The sequence below is a fragment of the Pseudomonas pharyngis genome (assembly GCF_021602345.1).
GTDB lineage: Bacteria > Pseudomonadota > Gammaproteobacteria > Pseudomonadales > Pseudomonadaceae > Aquipseudomonas > Aquipseudomonas pharyngis.
In genome coordinates this window covers 54,503-77,148 of the sequence record NZ_BQID01000017.1, presented here as the reverse complement: position 1 = coordinate 77,148, position 22,646 = coordinate 54,503, and the positions used below count along the sequence as shown (strand labels likewise).

The window sequence follows — 22,646 nt, the reverse complement described above, 5'->3', positions numbered from 1 at the left end:
GTTAGTCAGTGTCGACCAAGGTCGTGGCGCGGCGGGGTGTCGCAGGAACAGAACCGGCCGGTTCTGCGGTCAGTCCGGTTTCAGCGCGATGTCGATCAAGCGGTGCAGTTCTCCGACTTCCAGCGGCGCTGCCGAAAACAGAATGCGAAATACCACCGGGGACACCACCAGATTGATCAGCCGATCCACGCTCGGCGCCGGTTCCTTGGGGTGGCGCTCGATGATGGTCTGCAACTGCGCGCCGATGATCGCCACGCAATAGCCCGGCGTCGCACTCGCCTGCACGTCGCGCATCATGTTGCGCCCGGGTTCCGAACTCATTTCGTCGAGGTATTGTTCGGCCCACGCGCGGATGTCGCTGCGCAGGCTGCCGGTTTCAGCCGGCTCGCTGTCGGGGCGCATGCGGGCGAGGGCAACGTCGGCCAGCAAGGTCGCCAGATCGCCCCAGCGCCGATAAATGGTTGATGGCGTTACCCCGGCGCGCGCCGCGATTTGCGGGACGGTCACCGTTGAGCGCTCCTGTTCTTGCAGAAGCGCGCGGACTGCCGAGTGAATCGACTCCTGCACCCGGGCGCTGCGACCACCGGGGCGTAAACCTTCTTTAATAGCCATGCGGCAGACCTTAACACAAAGAATTTGCTTTAAGCGCAAGCCAAGAGCACACTCCGCAAAAGCAAAAAATTAGCTTTTGCGGAGTGTGCCCATGACCAGCCTTGCTTCCAACCGTTCCAGCCTGTGGTTTCTGGCGATCACCTTACTGAGTTTTCTCGCCGCTTCCACTGCGCCGACGCCGTTGTATCACCTGTATCAGGATCAGCTGCATTTTTCGGCAGCGGTGCTGACCCTGATTTTCGGCGTCTATGCCCTCAGTCTGCTGGCCGCATTGCTGACGGTCGGTTCGCTGTCGGATCACCTGGGACGCAAACCGGTGATCTTTACCGCCGTGACGCTCAATGCGCTGTCGATGTTGCTGTTTATCTACGCCGACAGCGTGGGCTGGCTGATCGGCGCGCGGGTGCTGCAAGGTTTCGCCACCGGCATGGCCACCGCCGTGTTGAGCGCGACACTGCTGGATACCGACCGTCAGCAGGGGCCGCTGATCAACAGCGTTGCTCCGTTGCTGGGCATGGCATTGGGTGGCATGGGCTGCGGCTTGCTGGCCGAGTTCGCTCCGGCGCCGTTGCAATTGACCTATTGGTTGCTGCTCGCGCTGTTTGTGTTGCAAGGCATCTATGTGTGGCGCCTGCCGGAAAGTGTCTCGCCGCAGGCCGGGGCGTGGGCCTCGTTGCGACCGACCCTGCACGTGCCGGTCCAGGCGCGTTCGACGTTATGGCGAGTATTGCCGCTGAATACCGCGACCTGGGCGCTCGGCGGTTTTTATGCCTCGCTGGCACCGTCGCTGGTGCGCACGGCCACTGGCTCCACCTCCAACCTGATCGGCGGCGCGACCGTGGCGGCGTTGACCATGACCGGTGCGTTGATGATCTTCACGTTGCGCAATCGTCCCGCCTCCCGGGCGCTGCAACTTGGGGCGAGCCTGCTGCCGGCCGGCATCGTGCTGATTCTATTGGGCGTGCACAGCGCCAGTCTCTCGCTGTTCTTCTTCGGCACGCTGGTGGCCGGTTGTGGCTTTGGCTCCGGTTTTCTCGGTGCGGTGCGCAGCCTGGTGCCGCTGGCATTGCCTCATGAGCGGGCCGGATTGATGTCGGCGTTTTATGTGCTGAGTTACCTGGCGTTCTGCCTGCCGGCGTTACTGGCCGGACATTTCACCCACAGCGTGGGCCTGCTGACCACCACCGATGTGTATGGCGCGGTGCTGATCGTGTTGGCGGTCGGAGCGCTGCTGATGAGCTTCCGCGCGCAAGCGGCGAAGACCTGCAGCGCTCCATAACATCTCTGGATTCGGTTAGCCTTGGCCAGCCAACTCTTCTCACGGATCGACGCATGAAGATTATCCGCAGCAAGACCTTCACCGCCGAGCGCGCCTGGGGCGCGCTCGACATCGCCAACATGAACGGCATCACCACGCGTCTGCACTGGACCGATCAGCCCTACAAATGGCACATCAATGACGGCGAAGAAGTGTTTGTTGTGCTCGACGGTCAGGTGCTCATGCACTATCGCGAAGAAGGTGAGGAGAAGCAGGCCTTGCTCGACGTTGGCGATATCTTCTACGCCTCCATCGGCACCGAACACGTCGCTCATCCTCAGGGTGCGGCGCGGATTCTGGTGATCGAAACCGAAGGCAGTGTCTGACTTAATATCTACAAAACAGATAACAGTTAGAGATATTACCCGTTATATAGATATTCGATTCGGTTCTACCATGATCTCAACCTCACCTGAGGACAGGAGTTCATGATGATTTGCCCCAACAGCGTCAAACCCGGTATCAAGCCATTCAGCCAGCTTCAGCACCCGCTTGAAGTAATCCGCCAATTCACCCCGAACTGGTTCGCCGCCACCATGGGCACCGGCGTGCTGGCCTTGGCGCTGGCGCAATTGCCGGTGTCCATTCCCGGCCTGCGCGCGGTGGCCGAAGGGCTGTGGCTGTTCAACATTCTGTTGTTCGTGCTGTTTACCGCTGCCTACGCCGCGCGCTGGATTCTGTTCTTCGACGAGGCGCGGCGTATCTTCGGCCACTCCACGGTTTCGATGTTCTTCGGCACCATTCCCATGGGCCTGGCGACCATCATCAACGGCTTTCTGCTGTTCGGTCTGCCGCGCTGGGGCGATGGGGTCATTCAACTGGCCGAAGTGTTGTGGTGGCTGGACGTGGCGATGTCGCTGGCCTGCGGCGTGCTGATTCCCTACATGATGTTTACCCGTCAGGAACACAGCATCGATCAGATGACCGCCGTCTGGCTGTTGCCGGTGGTAGCGGCAGAAGTGGCGGCTGCCAGCGGCGGGCTGCTGGCGCCGCACCTGGCTGATGCCCACTCGCAACTGGTGGTGCTGGTGACGAGCTACGTGCTGTGGGCTTTTTCCTTACCCGTGGCGTTCAGCATTCTGACCATTCTTTTGTTGCGCATGGCCTTGCACAAACTGCCCCACGAAAACATGGCGGCATCGAGCTGGCTGGCCCTGGGGCCAATCGGCACCGGCGCCCTGGGCATGTTGCTGCTGGGTGGCGACGCCCCGGCGATCTTCGCGGCCAACGGTATGTCGGGCATCGGCGAAATGGCGTCGGGCCTGGGCCTGGTCGCCGGGATCACGCTGTGGGGCTTCGGTCTGTGGTGGATGCTGATGGCGCTGCTGATCACCGTGCGTTACCTGCGTGATGGTATCCCGTTCAACCTTGGCTGGTGGGGATTTACGTTCCCGCTGGGCGTGTATTCGCTGGCAACCCTGAAACTGGGCAGCACCTTGCACCTGACGTTCTTCAGTGTGGTCGGTTGTGTGCTGGTGACGTTGCTGGCGGTGATGTGGCTGATCGTCGGTAAACGCACCCTGCAAGGCGCGTGGCGCGGCGAGCTATTTGTTTCACCGTGTATTGCAGGTTTGAAGAAATAACCTGCAAAGATTAGGTAATGTGTGGCCTGGATCGCGGTTCGACATTCTTATAAGCGTAGCCAGGCCACTCGCTACCTTCTCTTTCCAAAAACAACAGGGTCACACGGAAGATGAGTCACCCCTCACAGTTCAACCTGCTGCGCACCCGGCGCTTCCTGCCGTTCTTCATCACTCAGTCGCTGGGCGCGTTCAATGACAACGTGTTCAAGCAGTCGCTGATCCTCGCCATTCTCTATCGGCTGACCATCGAGGGTGACCGCTCGATCTGGGTCAATCTGTGCGCGCTGCTGTTTATCCTGCCGTTCTTCCTGTTTTCGGCGTTGGCCGGGCAGTTCGGAGAAAAATTCGCCAAGGACGCGTTGATCCGTCTGATCAAGCTCGCAGAAATCGTCATCATGGCCGTGGGATCCGTCGGCTTCCTGTTCGATCACCTGTCATTGATGCTTGTGGCGCTGTTCGCCATGGGCACGCACTCGGCGCTGTTCGGGCCGGTGAAATATTCGATCCTGCCGCAGGCCTTGCGCGACGATGAACTGGTCGGCGGCAACGGGCTGGTGGAGATGGGCACGTTTCTGGCCATTCTGGCCGGGACCATCGGCGCCGGGGTGATGATGTCGTCGGTCAATTACGCGCCGGTGGTGTCCGCCGCGATTGTCGGCATCGCCGTGCTGGGTTATCTGGCCAGTCGCAGCATTCCCCGCGCAGCAGCGGCGACCCCGGAAATGCGCCTTAACTGGAACATCTTCAGTCAGTCCTGGGCGACCCTGAAACTCGGCCTGGGGCAGACGCCTGCGGTGTCGCGTTCGATTGTCGGCAACTCGTGGTTCTGGTTCGTCGGGGCGATTTATCTGACGCAGATCCCGGCTTATGCCAAGGAATGGATGCACGGTGACGAAACCGTGGTCACCCTGATTCTGACGGTGTTTTCGGTCGGTATCGCGCTGGGTTCGATGCTGTGCGAGAAACTTTCCGGGCGTAAAGTCGAGATCGGCCTGGTGCCGTTCGGCTCGTTCGGCCTGACGGTTTTCGGACTGTTGCTGTGGTGGCACTCCGGTGGAATTCCAGAAAGCGCCGCCGGCCACAGTTGGACTGAAGTACTGGGCTTCGGCCATGCCTGGGCGGTGTTGGTCGATGTGCTGGGCCTCGGGATCTTTGGCGGTTTCTACATCGTGCCGCTGTACGCATTGATCCAGTCGCGCACCGCCGAGAACGAACGGGCCAGGGTGATCGCGGCCAACAATATTCTCAACGCGCTGTTCATGGTGATTTCGGCGATTGTCACCATCGTGTTGCTGAGCGTGGTCAAACTGTCGATTCCGCAGCTGTTCCTGGTGGTGTCGCTGCTGAACATCGGCGTCAACGCCTACATCTTCAAGATCGTCCCCGAGTTCAGCATGCGTTTCATGATCTGGCTGCTGAGCCATTCCATGTACCGCGTCGAGCATCGCAACCTTGACGCGATTCCGGATGAAGGCGCGGCGTTGCTGGTGTGCAACCACGTGTCGTTCGTCGATGCCTTGCTGATCGGCGGCGCGGTGCGTCGGCCGATTCGCTTTGTCATGTACTACAAGATCTACAACCTGCCGGTGCTGAACTTCATCTTCCGCACGGCGGGGACGATTCCTATCGCCGGCCGCCAGGAAGACATTCAGATCTACGAAAAGGCCTTCACCCGGATTGCCCAGTACCTGAAGGAAGGTGAGCTGGTCTGCATCTTTCCGGAAGGCAAATTGACCGCCGATGGCGAGATCAACGAGTTCAAGGGCGGGCTGACGCGGATTCTCGAAGAGACGCCGGTGCCGGTGATTCCGCTGGCGTTGCAGGGGTTGTGGGGCAGTTTCTTCAGCCGCGATCCGAACAAGGGAGTGTTCCGGCGCTTGTGGTCGCGGGTGACGCTGGTGGCGGGTTCGCCGGTCGCCGTCGAAGCGGCGCAGCCAGCGGAACTGCAGGCGTTGGTCGGGGAATTGCGCGGGACAGTCAGATAATCATTGGCTGTGCTGGCCTCATCGTGGGCAAGCCCGGCTCCCACAGGATCTCCAGTGAACATGGATTTTGTGTACACCCGGAAACCTGTGGGAGCGGGCTTGCCCGCGATGAGGCCAGTGGCTTAAGCGCTGACCTTGAGCCCGATCAATCCGGTGATGATCAGTGCAACGCTGGCCAGGCGAATCAACGCCATCGATTCGCCAAACAGGATGATCCCGGCAATCACCGTGCCCACGGCACCGACGCCAGTCCAGATTGCATAGGCCGTGCCCAGCGGCAATTCCTTCATCGCCAGACCCAGCAAACCCAAGCTGACTGCCATGGCGGCAACGGTGAGAACGGTCGGAAGCGGACGGGTGAAACCATCAGTGTATTTCAGGCCGACGGCCCAGCCGACTTCGAACAGGCCGGCGAAAAACAGAATGATCCAGGACATGAAAGACCTCCATCGATTGACGGGGCCGTCCCCTGATTGAAAACTCGATTGAGCCGCAGGGTCGTCCCCGCGTGGCGTACATACTACCTAAAAATGTGCGCCGCACCGCGATCCGGAATCAGTCGGCCGTCTGTTGTGCCAACGTCTCACGGTCTTCTTTTTCGCTCATCCGCCGGAACCAGGTCGACAGCAGCGCCCCGGAAATGTTGTGCCACACACTGAACAATGCACTTGGCACCGCCGCCAGTGGCGAAAAGTGCGCACTGGCCAGCGCAGCACCCAGCCCCGAGTTCTGCATGCCGACTTCCAGCGCCAGGGACTTGCGCTGCGGCAGCGGCAGGCCGAACAGGCGTCCGGTGAAATACCCCAGCAAATAGCCAAAGCTGTTGTGCAACATCACCACGGCCATGATCAGCAGACCGGATTCGGCAATTTTCGCCTGGCTGGCGGCGACCACGGCGGCAACGATGATCACGATGCTGACCACCGACACCAGCGGCAGCACTTCCACCGCGTGGCGCACCTTGTCACCAAGCACACGTTGCGCGACCACGCCGAGAACGATCGGCAGCAGCACCACTTGCAGGATCGACCAGAACAATTCCATGAACGAAACCGGCAACCAGGCCGAGGCCAGCAGCCAGATCAGCGCTGGCGTCAGCAGCGGGGCGAGGAGGGTGGTGACGGCGGCGATGGCCACCGACAGCGCCAGATCGCCACGGGCCAGCCAGGTCATGACGTTCGAGGACGTGCCGCTCGGGCAGCACCCCACCAGAATCACGCCGACGGCGATTTCCGGCGGCAGATGAAAGATCTGGCACAGCAACCAGGCCATCCCCGGCATGATCACGAAATGCGCGACCACGCCCAGTGCCACACGCCACGGATGGCGGGCGACGGCGGCGAAGTCGTCGAGTTTTAGGGTCAGGCCCATGCCGAACATCACCAGCCCGAGCAACGGCACGATCGCGCCTTTGAGGTCAATGAACCATGCCGGTTGCAGGAACGCGATTACCGCGAAAATCAGGACCCAGTAAGCGAAGGTGTTGCCGACAAAACGACTCAGTGCAGCCAGTGCGCGCATGGCCTGTTCCTTATTATGTGAAAACGCCACCGAAGCGGTGGCGTTTGAAGATAACCCAAAGACTGCGCAGAGGCTTAGATGCCCTGCGGAGTCTCTTCGCCGCCCAGCGCTTCAACCAGCGCCGGCAGGAAGTCGCCGAACGTCAGCATCATCAGGGTGAAGCTGGCGTCCAGTTGGCCCAAGGCTTCGTCGCCGCCGTCCTGTTCCGCCTGATCCTGCAACAGATCTTCGAATTTCAGGCGCTTGACGGTCATCTTGTCGTCGAGCATGAACGACAGTTTGTCCTGCCATGCCAGCGACAGTTGAGTCACCACCTTGCCGGTGCTCAGGTGCAGCTGGATTTCTTCGCTGGTCAGGTCCTGACGCTTGCAACGCACGATGCCGCCGTCTTCGTGGGTGTCGCGCAGTTCGCACTCGTCCAGCACGAAGAAGTCCGGGGCGGCTTGCTGGGTGGTGACCCATTCGGTCATCACGGCGGTCGGCGCGGTTTTGACTGTCAGCGGACGAACCGGCAGGGTGCCGATCACTTCACGCAGGGTGGAGAGCAGGTCTTCGGCGCGTTTCGGGCTGGCCGAGTTGACCAGGATCAGGCCCTGTTTCGGCGCGATGGCGGCGAAGGTCGACGAGCGGCGGATAAACGCGCGCGGCAGGAACGCCTGGATGATTTCATCCTTGATCTGATCGCGTTCCTTCTTATAGACCTTGCGCATCTGCTCGGCTTCGATCTCTTCGACCTTTTCCTTGACCGCATCGCGCACGACGCTGCCCGGCAGAATGCGTTCTTCTTTACGGGCGGAGATCAGCAGGAAATCACCGCTGACATGCACCAGTGGAGCATCTTCGCCCTTGCCGAACGGCGCGACGAAACCGTAGGTGGTCAACTCCTGGCTTGCACATGGACGCGCCAGTTTGGTGGCCAGTGCAGTTTCCAGCGCCTCGGCATCGACAGGCAGGTCTTGGGTCAGGCGATAGATAAGCAGGTTCTTGAACCACATGGGGTGAGTCTCTCCTTTATACAAAGGGGGGCATTATTGTCTTCGCCGGGTCATAGGCCAACCCTTCTCTAAGCCTTTGGAAGGGCTGAGAAAATTATTTAAAAAAGTGCTTGCCAGAGGTTGGGTCGCTCCGTAGAATGCGCGCCACACCGAAGCGAAGGGTGATTAGCTCAGCTGGGAGAGCGTCTGCCTTACAAGCAGAATGTCGGCGGTTCGATCCCGTCATCACCCACCATTCGTTTCAAGTGTTTAGCGCAGCGGTAGTTCAGTCGGTTAGAATACCGGCCTGTCACGCCGGGGGTCGCGGGTTCGAGTCCCGTCCGCTGCGCCATATTCGGTAACCTAGAACACTGAACGCCAGGTCACCACGGAAAAACCCGCCAAGGCGGGTTTTTTTCTGCCTCGAGTTGTATATGCGGGATGTATCGTTTCACCGGTTTTCGGATTTTTTTTGAAAAAAACTTCAATTAAATCAACACTTTACGAAAACTTGTGGCATAATGCGCCCCGTAACGAAGCGAAGGGTGATTAGCTCAGCTGGGAGAGCGTCTGCCTTACAAGCAGAATGTCGGCGGTTCGATCCCGTCATCACCCACCATTCGTTTCAAGCGTTTCGCGCAGCGGTAGTTCAGTCGGTTAGAATACCGGCCTGTCACGCCGGGGGTCGCGGGTTCGAGTCCCGTCCGCTGCGCCATATTCGGTCATCTGGAACACTGAACGCCAGATCACCACAGAAAGCCCGCCTGGTGCGGGCTTTTTGCTGTCCGGGATTTGGCTTTTGCCGTGCCTGGACATGAGAAAGCGACCTTTGCCGGTCGCTTTTTTCGTTTCTGGCGCTGCTATTGCGCCGAGTTGCGGCTGTGCCGGTAATCACTCACCGCTTCATACACCGCTTTGCGCAGGCGGTTGATCCCGCCAATCGGGCGATGAGCGTCGATGCCGAACCAGGGATTGAACGACAGGTTGTCGCATTGCAGGTTCAACGCCGGGGTGTCGAAGTCCTGCGGGGGCAGGGTGATCCTCGCCACTGTCTGGAATGGGCTGTCCTGCTCGCGCCATTCGATGCTGGTGTCTTCGATCGGCATGTACTTGTTCGCGTCCTGGCGCTGGATCTGCAACACGAAACACGCCGGTATCCGGTCGGTCGACAGCTGTTGATTCAACGCGGTGCGCAGGAAGTTCGGCAGATTCCGGTTCTGTTTCGGCAAGGTATATGTGGGGCAGCGCTCCGGATCCGGCATCACCCGGAACTTGGCATTGGCCTCGCCGAACTTGTAGGGCGAGACCGAAAAGTAGGTCGTACGCGTCGGGCTCTCTGGTGGTGGCGAAAGGGTCGCCAGCGCAATGAACAGGTGCCGAATTTGCCACTGGCGCGGATCCCACCCCGGAAAAAACGCCATGACCTTCTTGCCATCAGCCTGCGCCGCCACATTCTGACGGTACTCGGCGACATCGCTGACAAAGAAGTTCGGGTGACTGAACATCACAAAGTCCTGCTCATTCAGACCCTGGCGGTCACCCAGCAACTGCTTGCCCGGCACATCGAGCAGTTTGAGCGCCATGCCCCGGGCATCGCGGATGCTGTCGAATTGCGGATACGCGTTGCCGTTGGACAGGCGCATCGTCGCTTTCCACAGCTTGCCCGGTTCGCTGAAGACGCCCTGGCGCAATTCCTGAGCCAAATCCGGCAACACCTGCACATCGGCCTTCACGCAGCCATGGGCCTTGGCATGGGCGTCGCGCAGGTAGCGGGTGCTTTCGCGGTGCTGATCGACGATGCGCACCGCGGTCTGAATTACGTCCTGGGTCATGGCGGCCTCGCCGTCCGGAATCTGTTCCAGCGCCGACACCGGACCACGGTGCTGCCAGGCGAACCACGCGGTGTTCAGGGCCCAGCCGATCAGTCCGATCACCAGCAGGATCAACAGGGTTTTACCTAGTAACCGTCCCAGCCAGAGCCAGAAACGCGCGAGCAGCGAAGGTCTTTTGAAGGAATTGAAGATCATGGCAGTTGCGCCTCCAGCGGGCCGCCCAGCACTTTCAGGTATTCGAGCAGCGCCCAGCGTTCTTCAGGCTGCAACAGTCGGCCGATGACGCCGTTGCCGCGCTCGCCAGCGCGAAATTCGTGGCCGCTGTTGTGGTTGCCGGTGATGCGGGTGTCGAACAGGAAGCCGTTGGTGAAGGCTTCGGTGCGGTAGCCCAGATGGCGCGGGTCGTATTCGAAGGTGCCTTTATAGAAGGTGGTGGCGCGCTCGTCCTGAGGCGACAGCAACTGATAAAGGCTCGGCACCGAGCCGTTGTGCAGGAACGGGGCCGTGGCCCATACGCCGGCAAGCGGTCGCGCCTTGTAGGCGACTTTTTCGCGAACGCCGATCGGCAGACCGAAGCCGTCGAGCTGTGGTTTTTCGGCGACGGTGACGCCCGCTTCACGGTACGCACGGTTTTCCACGAAGGCGGTGACGTAAGCCAGTCCCTTGGCCACTGAAAGCTGGCTGAGGTCCAGTGGTTCCTTGGGTTTGGGGTGTAACTTCACGTCCATTTGTTCGAGTTCCGCCAGGTTCCATTGCAGGGCGGTCAGGTCGAAACGGTGATTGGCAATGTTGTTGGCGGCATTCGGGTCGGTGCCGATGACATCCACCGGTAGCATGTGCAGGTGTTGCACCCAGCGGTCGCCTTCCTGGGTCTGGCGCGGTACGTGGCACCCGGAGCAATTCTCGGCGAACAGGGCTCGGCCCTTGGCCGCCAAGGGTTTGTCGATGACGCCGAGCACCTCTTCAGGCCATGCCGGCGGTCGCAGTTTTTGCAGGGTTTCTTCGATCTTGTGCAGATCACGCACACGTACGCTGGAGGCATAGCGGTCATCGCCCTGCAGCGGCTGGCCGTTGGCGTCGAAGAAATTCAGCGTGGCGCCGACCCCCAGCGCCTCGCCGATATTGCGCGCCATCGGTTGCTGCGCCGAGCCGTTCCATTGCACCCAGTCGAAGGTCCACATGTCCCATAGCTGCGGGTAATCCACCGGGGCGTTGGCCACGCGATAGTTGCTTGGGGAGATCGCATCGCCGAAGGTCGCGTTGGCGATACGCCCTAAGGCATCGGTGCGGCCGGGGCCTTCTTCGGTGGGGTAGAGGCCGCGATGGGTGTCATTCCAGGCCACTTTGATGAAGGTGTTCAGTGAGCGTTTGAAGTCTTTGCGCAGTTGTTCGTGGCGTGCGTCGTAGTCGTTGCCCAGCACGTGGCGGGCAAAGCGCTCGAATTTCCACGGGTTGTAGTAAGTCGAGGTGAGACTGGCGACCAATGCCTGTCCGAAACTGCCGCCGCGCAATGTAGGAACGCTGGAAGGCAACACATGCTGAGCCGAGCCGCCGTCTATGCGCACTGCCTGGCCATTGAAGTGCAATTCGCCGGTGTGGCAGGCCGCGCAGGTGATGTCGAGATATTGCTCGGAGTTGCCGGGATTCCGGTGCCGGGCGAAACCAACCGGCAGATTGCCCGGGTTGTCCGGCGTGGCTTTCTGCTGCGGATCGATCAGAAAACCGAAGCGCGCGAGGTATTCCGGGGAGGCAAAACGTTGCTGCGAGAAAGGCAGCTCCAGCGCCTGGAACCATTCGTAACGCAAGCCTTTGACCTGCGTTCCCTGTGGGGTGAAGTAGTAGGTCTGGCGCTCTTGCTCAGTCCACTGATCCAGGTAATGCACCTGTTTCGCGGGCGTCGGGAAGGGCAATTTCGGATTGGCGACATAGTAAAGAACCACTCCCAGGACCAGTCCCAGCAGCACCACGATCAGCGTCAGCACACGGTATAAGAGGCGCAAGATGAACATCCTTGTCGATTTGTTGCGCTGTTATGCCTGAGGCGGGTGGTGTGCGGCAAGTGGCCATTACGCCAAGTGTTGTGGGAGGTGACATCAATTGTCGTCAGAGCCAGATGACAGAAGCTTCATCACGGCGTTGGCCAAATGCGTTTTAATCCCTGAACTTATCGGAAGATTCCTGCTCTCATGCCGGTAGCCATTGGTCGTGGCGGCCTGATAAGCTCGCGGCTTTACTCGATTGCCCTTTCGGCGCATGAACAAGGAAATAGCATGAAACAGCATCGGTTGGCGGCGGCGGTTGCCCTGGTTACCCTGGTACTCGCGGGTTGTGATTCGCAGACCAGCGTAGAGCTGAAAACCCCGGCGCAAAAAGCTTCCTACGGTATCGGCCTGAACATGGGCAAGAGCCTTGCTCAGGAAGGCATGGATGATCTGGACTCCAAAGCGGTAGCCCAGGGCATCGAAGATGCCGTTGGCAAGAAAGAACAGAAGCTGAAAGATGAAGAACTGGTCGAAGCTTTCGCCGCGCTGCAAAAGCGTGCCGAAGAGCGCATGGCAAAGATGAGCGAAGAGTCGGCAGCCGCCGGCAAGAAATTCCTCGAAGAAAACGGCAAGAAAGCCGGCGTGACCACCACCGCTTCCGGCTTGCAGTACGAAGTGGTCAAGAAAGCCGACGGCCCACAGCCTAAGCCTACCGATGTCGTGACCGTTCACTACACCGGCAAGCTGACCAACGGCACCGTATTCGACAGCTCCGTCGAGCGCGGCAGCCCGATCGATCTGCCGGTCAGCGGTGTGATCCCGGGTTGGGTCGAAGGCCTTCAGCTGATGCACGTTGGCGAGAAGTACAAGCTGTACATCCCTAGCGATCTGGCTTACGGCGCACAATCGCCAAGCCCGGCAATCCCGGCCAACTCGGTTCTGGTCTTCGACCTGGAACTGTTGGGTATCAAGGATCCAGCCAAAGAAGACGCCGCTGCCGCCAAGCAATAAGCATCGGCACCGGTTTCAACAACAACGCCTCGCTTATGCGGGGCGTTGTTGCATCTGGACGATGGTCGGCGTAAACAGACCGAACCGATGCCGGTCATGGCAGTCCTAGACTTTAAGGTTGCTCGCGCTAGACGCCCGGAGCCGCCAAGTCAATGAAATATTGGGTTTTTTTATGTGTGTAAAAAACGCCCGATCTGAGCGCAGCCCTTATGAAACGGGGCTCTCAGCGCTGAAATGCAGCTCTGTTCACAAGGTTATCCACAATTTGTGTGGATAACATTTCAACGGGAGAAATAAATGAAAGCGCCGTGGAATTTCGCCCGATTCCTGCCTTTGGCCGGACGTTTGCTAGCTCGAGGCCGCTTGCCGACCTTGTTGTTCGCCGTGGCCAGCAAAGGCGCCGCCCAAGGCAATCGCCTCGGCAAGCTGAAGGACGATTTGCGTCTGTTGCAGGCGCTGTGCCTGGCGTACTGGCGCGGCGAATACCGCGCGATCAGCGCCAAGGCGATCGTTTCGGTGGTGGCCGGTCTGATGTACTTCCTCAGCCCGGTGGATGCGATCCCGGATTTCATTCCCATGTTCGGCATGCTCGATGACATCGCCGTTCTCGCCTGGCTAATGAAAACCCTCGACGATGAACTGAACGCCTTCCGCCTGTGGCGTCAGCGCCAGGCGCCGGAAAAGCTCAGAGTGGTCGAGCGTCTGCCCGATACGCCCGAGCAACTTCAGATTCAGGGGCCGAAAAAGTCCTAAATCGCGACAGCCTCTTATACAGATAGATACCCCCCACGACCTTGGCCGCTGTTAGGATTACACTTCTAGGGAAAAGTGCCGACTCGCTAAGTGTTGTTGTCCTACGGGGTAGTCATGGATATTCAGATAATTGCACGCGATGGCGAACCCGAATATGCGGTTCTGCCATGGGCTCAGTATCAGGCTCTACTGAAAGCAGCAGGCATCAACGAAGCACCGTCGCAACCGGCTCCAGCGCCGCTTGCGGCAACCCCGGACCCGATTCTTCCAGGTCTGGATCAGTTACGCAGTTTGCGCGAAGGGAAGGGCATCGCCATCGAGGCGCTGGCCCGCACGGTAGGCATCAGCCCGTCTTACCTGGCCATGATTGAAAGTGGCGAGCGTCTGCCCGACGCCGCGATTCGCCGCAGCCTGGCCTGGGAGTTGACGGTGCCAGGGTGGAGGGAACAATCGTGAGCGTACGCATCAGTCGTCAACATTGGGACGGATTGCTGGGGGAGCTGGATCAGGCGCGCAGGCAGCGCCATCTTTTGACTTATCGAGCCTTGCTTGAACGCCTGCAACTGCCCACGCCGGCCATGCAGACATTGACCGCTGCACTGGAGCATCTCGCTGCACTGGACGCGAAAGCCGAACAACCGTTGCGCAGTTCGCTGGTGATCAGCCAGGGTGCAAGTCGCCTGCCACGCACCGGTTTCTTTGAGTGTGTCGAGCGCCTGGGGCGTTTTTCCGGGCCGTCCGACGGTGTTGCCGCCGCATCCTGGCATGCCTCGGAAGTGGTACGGGTGTTTGAGTACGAGTACCCGGAATCGGCGGAGGCCTGAGTGTTTTTACGACTCAAGGCGCGGGCAAGTTACTGGCTGGCCCGTAGGCTGTTTCACTGGTCGTGGTTTGTTCGTCAGCCCCGCGGCTGGCGCTGGCTCGAAGGGCAGTTTGCGCGCATGGCCAACCTGGGCGATGTCGGCGCGCAAAGTTTTTACGGGCACATCCTGACGTTTCGCGGGGTTGGCCTGGGCGCGCGTGAAGAAGGTGTGCGGTTGTTGCGACTGGCAGCGCTGGCCGGGGATGGCAAAGCGGCGTATCAGGTCGGTGTCATCAGTCTTGCAGGTACGCCGAGCAAAGCGCCAGATCCTTCGGAAGCCGCTCGCTGGTGGACCATGGCCGCCAAGGCCGGGCATCCGTTGGCCGAGCTCAAGTTGAAAGAGCTGGCTGGTCGAGACGCTTCTCAATAAGCAAATCACCTGTTCCGTGAACGGGGCGTGAGGGAAACCTCTCGCCCCGTTCTTGCGTCCGCAGTTCGATAAAGATCAGTTACAGACTTCTCCTACATCCTTCGCCTACTCGCCTGACTTCTTTTCTGTTTGATCCCCCGCACAGTCCCTCGCCTGATTTTTGCGCGAGGGAACGCACATGTTTGACCCGGTTTTTCGTTTCGCCATGCGCATGGGAATGCGCTGATGGATGCCGTCACCCGCATCGAGCAAGAACTCGACAGCTTTCCCCGCACCCTCGATCTCTATCGCGAACAGCTGAAGCACTGGCTCAGTCGCTCGGCAGACGGCGTCAGTCATGCGGCCGATCTGCCGTCGCTGATGGGGATGGAGCGGATCATCCGTTTCGGCGAGCACAGCACGGCGGTTGCGATTGACGACGGCCGTTTTACTTCTGCGATCGTGCAATGCCCGCAATCCGGGCCGATGGAGATCGAGAGCAAGTTCGAGTCGGCGTACGACATTCCGTTGGGCGGCATCGTTGTCGATGTGGTGGCGGTGGAGGGCGGCGCAGTCAAGTCCGTCACCCTTGATGCTCAGGGCAAGGGAGTGTTCACCGGTGAGGCGGGCAAGTTCTACCGGGTGGTGGTGCACAGCGAGGCCAGCGAGCAGCAGGTTGAAGCGCTTTTCGAGTCCTACGATGGCCTGACTCGGCAGCTGGATGACTGGCTGCGCAGCGAATGGCAGGGCTTCAAGCCGCAATGGTCGCAGTCGGTGGCCACAGCAGCCGGGAACGGCATGCTGGCCGGGAGCTGGGCGGCGATCGAGGGAGTGTGGGACAGCATCGGGTTGCTGTCGGAGATCCTCAAGAATCCGCTCGAGTTTGGTGGTCGTCTGGGAGACAGCGCGACAGCGTTGGCCGAGTTCGCGGTATCGATGCCCGAAAAGATGGAGCAGCTCCAACTGCTCGTCAGTGACGAGGCGGCGCTGTGCCTGTTGCTGCGTACCGCCAGCCTCTGGCTGGAGATGCTGCCACCTAATGAAATTGCCGGAAAAACCGCCGAGGCCGTCTCGATGGTGGTGGTGCAACTGCTGATCGATGTGTTGATCGGCGTTGTGCTGACCTTTGTCGGTGCCGGGGCGGGGATTGCGTATCTGACCTTGCGTCTGGCGGAGCGTGGCGCTCAGTTGCTGTCGGCGGTGACGCGCCTGGTGAAGGCGATGTTCGGCATTGTCAGCACCTTCATCGGCTACGTGAACCAATACAAGTCCGTCGCCGCTCGGGGCATCGCCGCCGGGGTGAAAAAGGGCCGCATGCAACTGCGTTGGGATGCCCGGCGCAACGCCTCTCTGAAAAAAGACGAGCACCACGACGACACGCCGGATCAGGCGAAGAACCCCAACGGTGACAGTGCCGATTGTGCACCGAGGACCTGCACCAATGGCTGCCCGGTGTCGATGGTCACCGGCGAAGAGCTGCTAACGCTGACCGATGGTGTGCTCGATGGGCTGCTGCCATTCGAGTTCAGCCGGTTGTACCGCAGCAGTGCGGCCGAGATCGACGTCGGGCTGGGGTTTGGCTGGAGTCATTCGCTGGCGCATCGGCTGGAGGTCGATGGCGCTTCGGTGGTCTGGGTCGACCATGAGAACCGGCGCACGCGGTTTCCGCTGCCGAATGTCGAGCGGCCGGCCATTCACAACAGCTTGTCGCGGGCGGCGATCTTTCTCGGGGATGACCCGGAGGAGTTGATTGTTGCGCTGGCGGGGGACGCGGCGCGGTTTTATCACTTTCGGGTTGGGCGTCTGACTGCCGTTAGCGATGCCTATGGCAACCGGTTGCGTATTACGCGGGACCGTCTGGATCGCATTGAGCGCCTCGACAACGGCGCTGGTCGCTCCTTGTTGCTGCGCTATGAGCGGGCGCATCTGGTCGCGGTCGATTATCAGGTTTTTCGGGAGTCTGCCTGGCGCACCGAGCAGACGCTGGCCACGTACCGCTTTGATGCCCGCCATCGATTGATCGAGGCGTCGAACGCCGTCGGCGAGACTGAGCGTTACGACTACGACGATCAGCACGTCATCCTGCAACGGCAGCTGGCCGGCGGTGCGAGTTTCTTCTGGGAATGGGAGCGTGCCGGCAAAGCGGCGCGCTGTGTGCGGCACTGGGCGTCGTTTTCGCAGATGGATACGCGGTACGTCTGGGATGACGCCGGCCGTGTCACGGTGCAGTACGTCGACGGCACTGAAGAAACCTACGTCCACGACGATACGGCGCGGCTGGTGCGCCAGGTTGCCGCCGATGGTGGCGAACAGCTCAAGGCCTACGACGCGCAGGGCCGATTGGTCGCCGAGCAGGATGCGCTGGGGGCGGTCACCGAGTACCGCTACGACGATGCCGGACGGCTGATCGCGCTGATTCCGCCGGACGATGCGCCGACGTCCTACGAATACCGCAACGGTTTCCTGCACAGTCGTTCACGTGGCGATGCGGTGTGGACGTACCGGCGCAATGCCCAGGGTGATATCACCGAAGCGGTCGATCCGGACGGCCACGTCACCCATTACCACTACGACCCGCAGGGGCGGTTGCTGTCGATCCGTTATCCGGACAGTGGTCGTCATGTGTTCACGTGGAACGACCTGGGCCAGTTGGTCGAGGAGAGCTTGCCGGACGGTGGGGTTCGCAAGTTTTCCTACGATGCCTTGGGGCGGCGGACGACGGTTCAGGACGAACATGGCGCGGTCACCCGTCACGCGTGGGACGCCGTTGGCCGGCTGATCCAGACCACCTCGCCGAATGGTGCCACCCGCGCCTGGTCCTACAGCGCCTACGGCCAGGTCACCGCCGAACGCGATGAACTGGGGCGCATCACCCGCTACGAATATGACGACGACCTGCATTTGGTCAGCCGGCGGATCAACCCCGACGGCACGCAACTCCGGTACCGCTACGACCATGCGCAGCTGCTGCTGACGGAAATCGAGAACGAGTCGGGCGAAAAGTATCGGCTGGACTACACGCCCACCGGACTGATCCGACAGGAAACCGGCTTCGATGGCCGGCGTACGGCGTATGTCTACGACCGCAACGGTCATCTGCTGGAAAAGACCGAGTATGGCGACGACGGCTCGACGCTGGTCACCACTTACCAGCGTGACAGCGCCGGGCGATTGCTGCTCAAGACCCTGCCGGACGGGGTCGAGGTCAGCTATCGCTATGACCGCCTCGGTCGGTTGGTCGGCGTGGATGACGGCCAGGATCACCCGCTGGCCTTCGAATACGACCTGCAGGACCGGCTGGTGCGCGAGCATCAGGGCTGGGGCACCTTGCGTTACACCTACGATGCCTGCGGCCAGCTCACTCGCATGCGTCTGCCGGACAACAGCAAGCTCGACTACCACTACGCCAAGGGCGGCGCGCTGACGGCGATCGACCTCAACGGCGCTTTGCTCACCCGCCACGTCTACCAGAACGGTCGTGAACAGCAACGTCAACAAGGCCTGCTGCTCAGCGAATACACCTACGACGAACAGGGCCGGTTACGCGCCCACGCCGTAGGCCATCAGCGCAGTGCGCTGTACCGCCGCGACTTTGCCTACAGCGCCAACGGCAACCTCGAACACATCGCCGACACCCGCCACGGCCAGCGCAGCTACACCTACGACGCCCTCGACCGGCTGATCCGCGTGCGCCACACCCGCGACGACCTGCCGGAAAACTTCGCCCACGACCCGGCCGGCAACCTGCTGCTGCAGGACCGCCCCGGCCCGACACAGATCAAAGGCAACCGCCTGCGGATGCAGGGCGACCGCCATTACGACTACGACGCCTTCGGCAACCTGATCCGCGAACGCCGCGGCCGCGCGCAACAACTTGTCACTGCATACCGCTACGACAGCCAGCACCGCCTGATCGGCCTGACCCGCCCCGACGGCACCAGCGCCAGCTACCAGTACGACGCCTTCGGCCGGCGCATCCGCAAGACCGTCAATGGCCAGACCACCGAGTTTTTCTGGCAAGGCGACCACCTGATCGCCGAAAGCAGTAAAGAACAACACCGCAGCTTCATCTACGAACCCGGCACCTTCCGCCCATTGGTCATGCTCGACGGCAAAGGCCCGAAACGCGCCTGCCCGTTCTACTACCAACTCGACCACCTCGGCACCCCGCAGGAACTGACCGATTACAGCGGCGAGATCGTCTGGTCCGCCAAATACAGCGCCTACGGCAAAGTCACCTCGCTGGAACTCGCGACCGAGGATTACCTGAATCAGCCGCTGCGCTTTCAGGGGCAGTACTTCGATGACGAAAGCGGGCTGCATTACAACCGGTACCGGTATTACGACCCGGAAGTGGGCCGGTACCTGACGCCGGATCCGGTGAAGCTGGCGGGTGGGTTGAATCAGTACCGGTATGTGCCGAATCCGACGGGGTGGGTGGATCCGTTGGGGTTGACGTCCAATTGTCCGGCGCCGAACAAGCCGGGCTGTCCGGTGCCGGATGGGGTGGGTGGTTCAGTTGTTGATGAGGGTGAGCCAGCGCTGCCGAAGATGACGGCGCAGGAGCGGCGGGCGAGGATTGATGAGTTAGCAGAAAATATTGCATTAAAAGAGTTGAAACAAATGGAGAGCGCTAACAAAAAATCTCACTTTTTACAAAAACATGGCGCCCAAACCACTCTTGCTTCGCAGCAAGAACGTCTGCTATATGCTAAAAACCCTACTACGGGTAAAGTTGAGATGAAACTAAATAAAAAAACTAAGCTTATGGAGCCAAGCATTCCGCGAGCTGCAACTAAATTTATGAGTCATAGGGATCAATTGAATGCAATTAATCGTGCTAAATTAATTTTCCGACGGACTGGGAGTCTATCGCTCTCATCGCTCCCAGTGGAAGTGGGAAGAAAGGTAGGAGAGGGGTATAGGGGGGAAGCAAGTGGAATATATAGAGCCAACAAGAACTGTTGTTATACTCGATAGTCATGGTGAGGCTATAACAGCTTATGTGGATTGATATCAAATGAAACCTAATCCAAAACTTTCAATTTTGCCTGGCTTTCTATTTGTTTTTGACATTGACTATCCTCATGAAGGGGCCGTTGAAGAACTAATATGTCTGGCTGATGTAAATGACTCTTCTGATATGATTAGGGTTTTTGATGCTGTTCTGAAACCGGAATTTGTTGGGTACTCTGAATCGGATAGATGTTGGATAATTGATACGATTTCCTATTATTTGGAAAGGGGAGAAACATTTGTTGAGGTTTTGGAAAAGAGGAGTTTTTTATTTTCTGACGAGATAGTCGATGGGCGTGGCTTTATGCGCGTGTTGCTAGAATGTCTTTCCTTATATCAGGCTGAGATAGGTAAAGTTAAAGATTTATAGAATTACATTCTAGGCTTGAAGTTTTTATATATTTTGGGTTTTTGGTGGATTGGCTGTTTTATTTGGTTTTTATAATGATGGTGAAAATTGTGGGAGCTAATGTATTTAACCAAAGCCAGTTCGCCACGCTTCCAGCCGTGGTGAAGTGATGTTGAAAGATCCATATTTAAATGAAGAGTTTGAACCGGATTTGATGTGGTTTATAGGCGTTTTCGACGTTTATGATCGGGAGGAAACTCGAGGTGCGGAACTCGAGGTTTACAATCCTAATGATTCTGTTGATAGAGAGCTTCTTATCAGGAAGTATTGTCTTAATCTGCCATGCCTTTCCTATAGGCATAAGCTAGTGCTAGTTGAAAGTTTGAAATTGCTGCTCTTGGAAAAAAATTATCACTTTCAAGAACTATTCGAGATCGATGAATACGAAGCAACAAGTTGGCCACGAGGGGAATGGTACTCTCTAGAGGATCCACGCGGTTTCTTCCAAGATCTCTACAGGCTTGCGAAGGAAATTTGGCGTGAGGATCTTGCGAATGCCGCTGGTGAGGATCGGTCCACATGGTAGTTATCGAGCCTTTACATCAGCGATGACCTGAAACGAGCGCCTCGTTAAAAGGTAGCGCGCTTATGCTGTCGATAACATGCACGCTATACCCCGGAACATTCTTCGCATGATGCTTCGCCTGCGAAGCCATCTCTGCCAACTGACTCGCATCCAGCTGCGCACACGCTTCAGGATGCAAATGCACCACGCCAATGGACAGTGACAGCAACGGAAACTCCTGTCGTATACCCTGGCGATTCGGCGCAACAAAACACCCAGCTTCAAGGTGCTCAGTGCGGTAGAAACGTCGGCATTGGCTCTGGAAATCATCCAGCAACTGGTTGAGCCGTTTGCGCCAATCTTCCGGGCCGAGCACCAACAGGAAATCATCCCCTCCGATATGCCCGACGAAATCGCGGGACGGGTCGACGCGTTCGTTGAGGCATTGCGCCAGACACAGCAGCACTTCATCCCCACGTCCATACCCGTAGATATCGTTAAAGGGTTTGAAGCTGTCGATGTCGACATAGCAGATCACCGACTCGCGCCCCTGCTGCAGCAACCTCGTCAAACATTGCTGAATCGGCACATTCCCCGGCAGCAAGGTCAGCGGATTGGCATAGCGGGCCTGCTGGATTTTCAGTTCGGTGATCAGTTTGAGCACGTCAATCACCCGGCCCAAGCCCAGGTAGCTGCCGTTTAGGGTGATGATGAAATCCTCTTCGATGCGTTGGCGGGCGCGGCTGGTGATCAGGCGGCTGACCTGTTGCAGCGACTGGCTCATTTCCACGGCGAGGAAGTCGTCGTTCATCAGGCGGCTGATCGGTTTGCGGGCGAACAGGTCGGTGGCAAAGGGTTTGAGCAGCGCATCGGACAACGAGTGACGATGAACAATGCCGCACGGTTGGCCCTGTTCATCGAGCACCGCCAGCGAGTTGAGGTTGGCCTGGCGGCGGAAAGCCTCCAGTACGGTGGCGGTCGGTGTGTCGCGATTCACGGCGGGTTGATCGTTGAGCAGGGCGCTGAGATCGCTGCCTTCATCGTTCAGCGCCACGGCGCTGCTGTCGTGCTTGGGCATCAAGGCGCGGGCATCGCGCGGCGGGTGTTCCTGAGGACGGCCGAGCAGGTAGCCCTGCACCAGATCGACACCCATCTCGGTGAGCACTGCCAGTTCTTCCGACAACTCGATGCCCTCGGCAATCACCTGCGCCCGGGAAGCCTTGGCGATTTGCAGGATTGATCCGACGAACTCGCGTTTCAACGCATCCTGATGAATGCCGTCGATGAAGTGCCGGTCGATCTTCACGTAATCCGGTCGCAACTCCGACCACAGGCGCAGGCTCGAATAACCGGCGCCAAGATCATCGAGGGCAATTGAAAATCCCATCGCCCGATAGTGATGCAGTGCAGTCTGCAGCAACTGGAAATCATCGATCGGCGTCTGTTCGGTGAGTTCGATCACCACCTGGCTCGGCGGAATACCGAAATCCTGCAGCAGCTGCAGCGTGCGCCCCGGCTGGTGCGCGGCTTCGAGCAGGGATTCGGGAGAGACGTTGAGAAACAGCTTGCCCGGCAGTTGTTGTTCGTTGAAGCGCCGGCATGCACTTTGGCGACAAGCGATTTCCAGTTCGCTCAAGCGCCCGGCCTGACGGGCCACGGCGAACAGGGCGATGGGGGAGTGCAGCGGGCTGTTGGACGGGCCGCGGGTCAGGGCTTCGTAGCCGAGAATGCGCCGTTCGGAGAGGCAAATGATCGGCTGGAACAGGCTGTGTAATCCGCTTTGAGTCAGGATCGAGCTCAAGGCACTCAGCTGTTCGGTCGTGGTCATGGCAATCTCTGGCGATAAAAAAAGGACTGGGAGCGTTCTCGATGAAGAGAACAGCTCCCAGTCCTTTATTGCACGACAGAATGATGACTGTTTGATGACGATCCGG

At 59.2% G+C, this 22,646-nt stretch carries 19 protein-coding genes and 4 tRNA genes; 16 read left to right on the top strand and 7 right to left on the bottom strand.

Annotated elements, in window-relative coordinates; genetic code table 11:
- Positions 1-69 precede the first annotated feature (69 nt).
- A complete protein-coding gene (locus tag L6D74_RS26090) occupies positions 70-612 on the bottom strand; it encodes a TetR/AcrR family transcriptional regulator (protein WP_085648475.1) in 543 nt (180 codons plus the stop codon).
- Between the two features lie 91 nt (positions 613-703).
- Between L6D74_RS26090 and L6D74_RS26085 the strand changes: the two genes are divergently transcribed.
- From L6D74_RS26085 to L6D74_RS26070, 4 genes are all read left to right on the top strand, one after another.
- On the top strand, positions 704-1,891 hold the full coding sequence (locus L6D74_RS26085) for an MFS transporter (protein ID WP_236191018.1): 1,188 nt from the start codon (positions 704-706) through the stop codon (positions 1,889-1,891).
- Between the two features lie 53 nt (positions 1,892-1,944).
- Positions 1,945-2,256, top strand: a complete 312-nt coding sequence (locus L6D74_RS26080; RefSeq protein ID WP_236191016.1) for a cupin domain-containing protein — start codon at positions 1,945-1,947, stop codon at positions 2,254-2,256.
- Positions 2,257-2,361: 105 nt separating this feature from the next.
- Positions 2,362-3,513, top strand: a complete 1,152-nt coding sequence (locus L6D74_RS26075) for a TDT family transporter (RefSeq protein ID WP_236191014.1) — start codon at positions 2,362-2,364, stop codon at positions 3,511-3,513.
- Between the two features lie 110 nt (positions 3,514-3,623).
- On the top strand, positions 3,624-5,498 hold the full coding sequence (locus L6D74_RS26070; RefSeq protein WP_236191012.1) for an MFS transporter: 1,875 nt from the start codon (positions 3,624-3,626) through the stop codon (positions 5,496-5,498).
- Positions 5,499-5,620: 122 nt separating this feature from the next.
- On the opposite strand, the gene sugE is transcribed toward L6D74_RS26070, so the two are convergent.
- The 3 genes from sugE to rdgC form a co-directional block, all read right to left on the bottom strand.
- Positions 5,621-5,935, bottom strand: coding sequence for a quaternary ammonium compound efflux SMR transporter SugE (gene sugE / locus L6D74_RS26065; RefSeq protein WP_085682912.1), 315 nt, complete (start codon positions 5,933-5,935; stop codon positions 5,621-5,623).
- Between the two features lie 118 nt (positions 5,936-6,053).
- A complete protein-coding gene (locus L6D74_RS26060) occupies positions 6,054-7,019 on the bottom strand; it encodes a bile acid:sodium symporter family protein (RefSeq protein WP_236191010.1) in 966 nt (321 codons plus the stop codon).
- Positions 7,020-7,093: 74 nt separating this feature from the next.
- A complete protein-coding gene (gene rdgC, locus L6D74_RS26055) occupies positions 7,094-8,014 on the bottom strand; it encodes a recombination-associated protein RdgC (RefSeq protein ID WP_007950430.1) in 921 nt (306 codons plus the stop codon).
- Between the two features lie 159 nt (positions 8,015-8,173).
- On the opposite strand from rdgC, the gene L6D74_RS26050 reads away from it, so the two are divergent.
- The 4 genes from L6D74_RS26050 to L6D74_RS26035 all read left to right on the top strand — a co-directional run bounded on the left by L6D74_RS26050 (position 8,174) and on the right by L6D74_RS26035 (position 8,708).
- A tRNA-Val gene (locus L6D74_RS26050) sits at positions 8,174-8,249 on the top strand.
- Positions 8,250-8,268: 19 nt separating this feature from the next.
- Positions 8,269-8,345, top strand: a tRNA-Asp gene (locus tag L6D74_RS26045).
- 191 nt (positions 8,346-8,536) lie between these two features.
- A tRNA-Val gene (locus L6D74_RS26040) sits at positions 8,537-8,612 on the top strand.
- Between the two features lie 19 nt (positions 8,613-8,631).
- Positions 8,632-8,708: transfer RNA gene (locus L6D74_RS26035), tRNA-Asp, on the top strand.
- A 145-nt stretch (positions 8,709-8,853) separates the two neighbouring features.
- Here the strand turns inward: L6D74_RS26035 and L6D74_RS26030 are convergent.
- Together L6D74_RS26030 and L6D74_RS26025 are read right to left on the bottom strand one after the other, a co-directional pair.
- Positions 8,854-9,990, bottom strand: a complete 1,137-nt coding sequence (locus L6D74_RS26030) for a catalase family protein (protein ID WP_236191027.1) — start codon at positions 9,988-9,990, stop codon at positions 8,854-8,856.
- 26 nt (positions 9,991-10,016) lie between these two features.
- Positions 10,017-11,825 (bottom strand): di-heme-cytochrome C peroxidase, encoded by a 1,809-nt coding sequence (locus L6D74_RS26025; RefSeq protein ID WP_236191008.1) that lies wholly within the window; start codon positions 11,823-11,825, stop codon positions 10,017-10,019.
- Positions 11,826-12,095: 270 nt separating this feature from the next.
- Between L6D74_RS26025 and L6D74_RS26020 the strand changes: the two genes are divergently transcribed.
- The 8 genes from L6D74_RS26020 to L6D74_RS25975 all read left to right on the top strand — a co-directional run bounded on the left by L6D74_RS26020 (position 12,096) and on the right by L6D74_RS25975 (position 20,733).
- On the top strand, positions 12,096-12,818 hold the full coding sequence (locus L6D74_RS26020; protein WP_236191006.1) for a BamJ family beta-barrel-assembly machinery protein: 723 nt from the start codon (positions 12,096-12,098) through the stop codon (positions 12,816-12,818).
- Positions 12,819-13,115: 297 nt separating this feature from the next.
- Positions 13,116-13,571 (top strand): YkvA family protein, encoded by a 456-nt coding sequence (locus L6D74_RS26015; RefSeq protein WP_064594557.1) that lies wholly within the window; start codon positions 13,116-13,118, stop codon positions 13,569-13,571.
- Positions 13,572-13,685: 114 nt separating this feature from the next.
- Positions 13,686-14,027, top strand: a complete 342-nt coding sequence (locus L6D74_RS26010; RefSeq protein WP_007950435.1) for a helix-turn-helix domain-containing protein — start codon at positions 13,686-13,688, stop codon at positions 14,025-14,027.
- The gene (locus tag L6D74_RS26005; protein ID WP_003223109.1) at positions 14,024-14,395 is read left to right on the top strand and encodes a hypothetical protein; all 372 of its coding nucleotides are present in this window, start codon (positions 14,024-14,026) and stop codon (positions 14,393-14,395) included. Before L6D74_RS26010 ends, L6D74_RS26005 begins: the two co-directional genes overlap by 4 nt.
- The gene (locus L6D74_RS26000) at positions 14,396-14,803 is read left to right on the top strand and encodes an SEL1-like repeat protein (protein WP_085608825.1); all 408 of its coding nucleotides are present in this window, start codon (positions 14,396-14,398) and stop codon (positions 14,801-14,803) included.
- A 225-nt stretch (positions 14,804-15,028) separates the two neighbouring features.
- Positions 15,029-19,762, top strand: coding sequence for an RHS repeat-associated core domain-containing protein (locus L6D74_RS30220; protein ID WP_373874490.1), 4,734 nt, complete (start codon positions 15,029-15,031; stop codon positions 19,760-19,762).
- Between the two features lie 40 nt (positions 19,763-19,802).
- Complete coding sequence (locus L6D74_RS25980; RefSeq protein WP_085613515.1) at positions 19,803-20,168, top strand: hypothetical protein; 366 nt, start codon at positions 19,803-19,805, stop codon at positions 20,166-20,168.
- 148 nt (positions 20,169-20,316) lie between these two features.
- A complete protein-coding gene (locus tag L6D74_RS25975; protein ID WP_309295714.1) occupies positions 20,317-20,733 on the top strand; it encodes a hypothetical protein in 417 nt (138 codons plus the stop codon).
- A 16-nt stretch (positions 20,734-20,749) separates the two neighbouring features.
- On the opposite strand, the gene L6D74_RS25970 is transcribed toward L6D74_RS25975, so the two are convergent.
- A complete protein-coding gene (locus L6D74_RS25970; RefSeq protein WP_236191002.1) occupies positions 20,750-22,540 on the bottom strand; it encodes a bifunctional diguanylate cyclase/phosphodiesterase in 1,791 nt (596 codons plus the stop codon).
- Between the last annotated feature and the right edge of the window lie 106 nt (positions 22,541-22,646).

What these genes read in the sequence shown, in the direction of transcription:
- rdgC (WP_007950430.1), bottom strand. Translation starts at nt 8,014, where the DNA reads ATGTGGTTCAAGAACCTGCTTATCTATCGCCTGACCCAAGACCTGCCT.
- L6D74_RS26085 (WP_236191018.1), top strand. Translation starts at nt 704, where the DNA reads ATGACCAGCCTTGCTTCCAACCGTTCCAGCCTGTGGTTTCTGGCGATC.
- L6D74_RS25970 (WP_236191002.1), bottom strand. Translation starts at nt 22,540, where the DNA reads ATGACCACGACCGAACAGCTGAGTGCCTTGAGCTCGATCCTGACTCAA.
- L6D74_RS26070 (WP_236191012.1), top strand. Translation starts at nt 3,624, where the DNA reads ATGAGTCACCCCTCACAGTTCAACCTGCTGCGCACCCGGCGCTTCCTG.
- L6D74_RS26075 (WP_236191014.1), top strand. Translation starts at nt 2,362, where the DNA reads ATGATTTGCCCCAACAGCGTCAAACCCGGTATCAAGCCATTCAGCCAG.
- L6D74_RS26060 (WP_236191010.1), bottom strand. Translation starts at nt 7,019, where the DNA reads ATGCGCGCACTGGCTGCACTGAGTCGTTTTGTCGGCAACACCTTCGCT.
- L6D74_RS26080 (WP_236191016.1), top strand. Translation starts at nt 1,945, where the DNA reads ATGAAGATTATCCGCAGCAAGACCTTCACCGCCGAGCGCGCCTGGGGC.
- L6D74_RS26010 (WP_007950435.1), top strand. Translation starts at nt 13,686, where the DNA reads ATGGATATTCAGATAATTGCACGCGATGGCGAACCCGAATATGCGGTT.
- L6D74_RS26015 (WP_064594557.1), top strand. Translation starts at nt 13,116, where the DNA reads ATGAAAGCGCCGTGGAATTTCGCCCGATTCCTGCCTTTGGCCGGACGT.
- sugE (WP_085682912.1), bottom strand. Translation starts at nt 5,935, where the DNA reads ATGTCCTGGATCATTCTGTTTTTCGCCGGCCTGTTCGAAGTCGGCTGG.
- L6D74_RS26020 (WP_236191006.1), top strand. Translation starts at nt 12,096, where the DNA reads ATGAAACAGCATCGGTTGGCGGCGGCGGTTGCCCTGGTTACCCTGGTA.
- L6D74_RS25980 (WP_085613515.1), top strand. Translation starts at nt 19,803, where the DNA reads ATGAAACCTAATCCAAAACTTTCAATTTTGCCTGGCTTTCTATTTGTT.
- L6D74_RS25975 (WP_309295714.1), top strand. Translation starts at nt 20,317, where the DNA reads ATGTTGAAAGATCCATATTTAAATGAAGAGTTTGAACCGGATTTGATG.
- L6D74_RS26090 (WP_085648475.1), bottom strand. Translation starts at nt 612, where the DNA reads ATGGCTATTAAAGAAGGTTTACGCCCCGGTGGTCGCAGCGCCCGGGTG.
- L6D74_RS30220 (WP_373874490.1), top strand. Translation starts at nt 15,029, where the DNA reads ATGGATGCCGTCACCCGCATCGAGCAAGAACTCGACAGCTTTCCCCGC.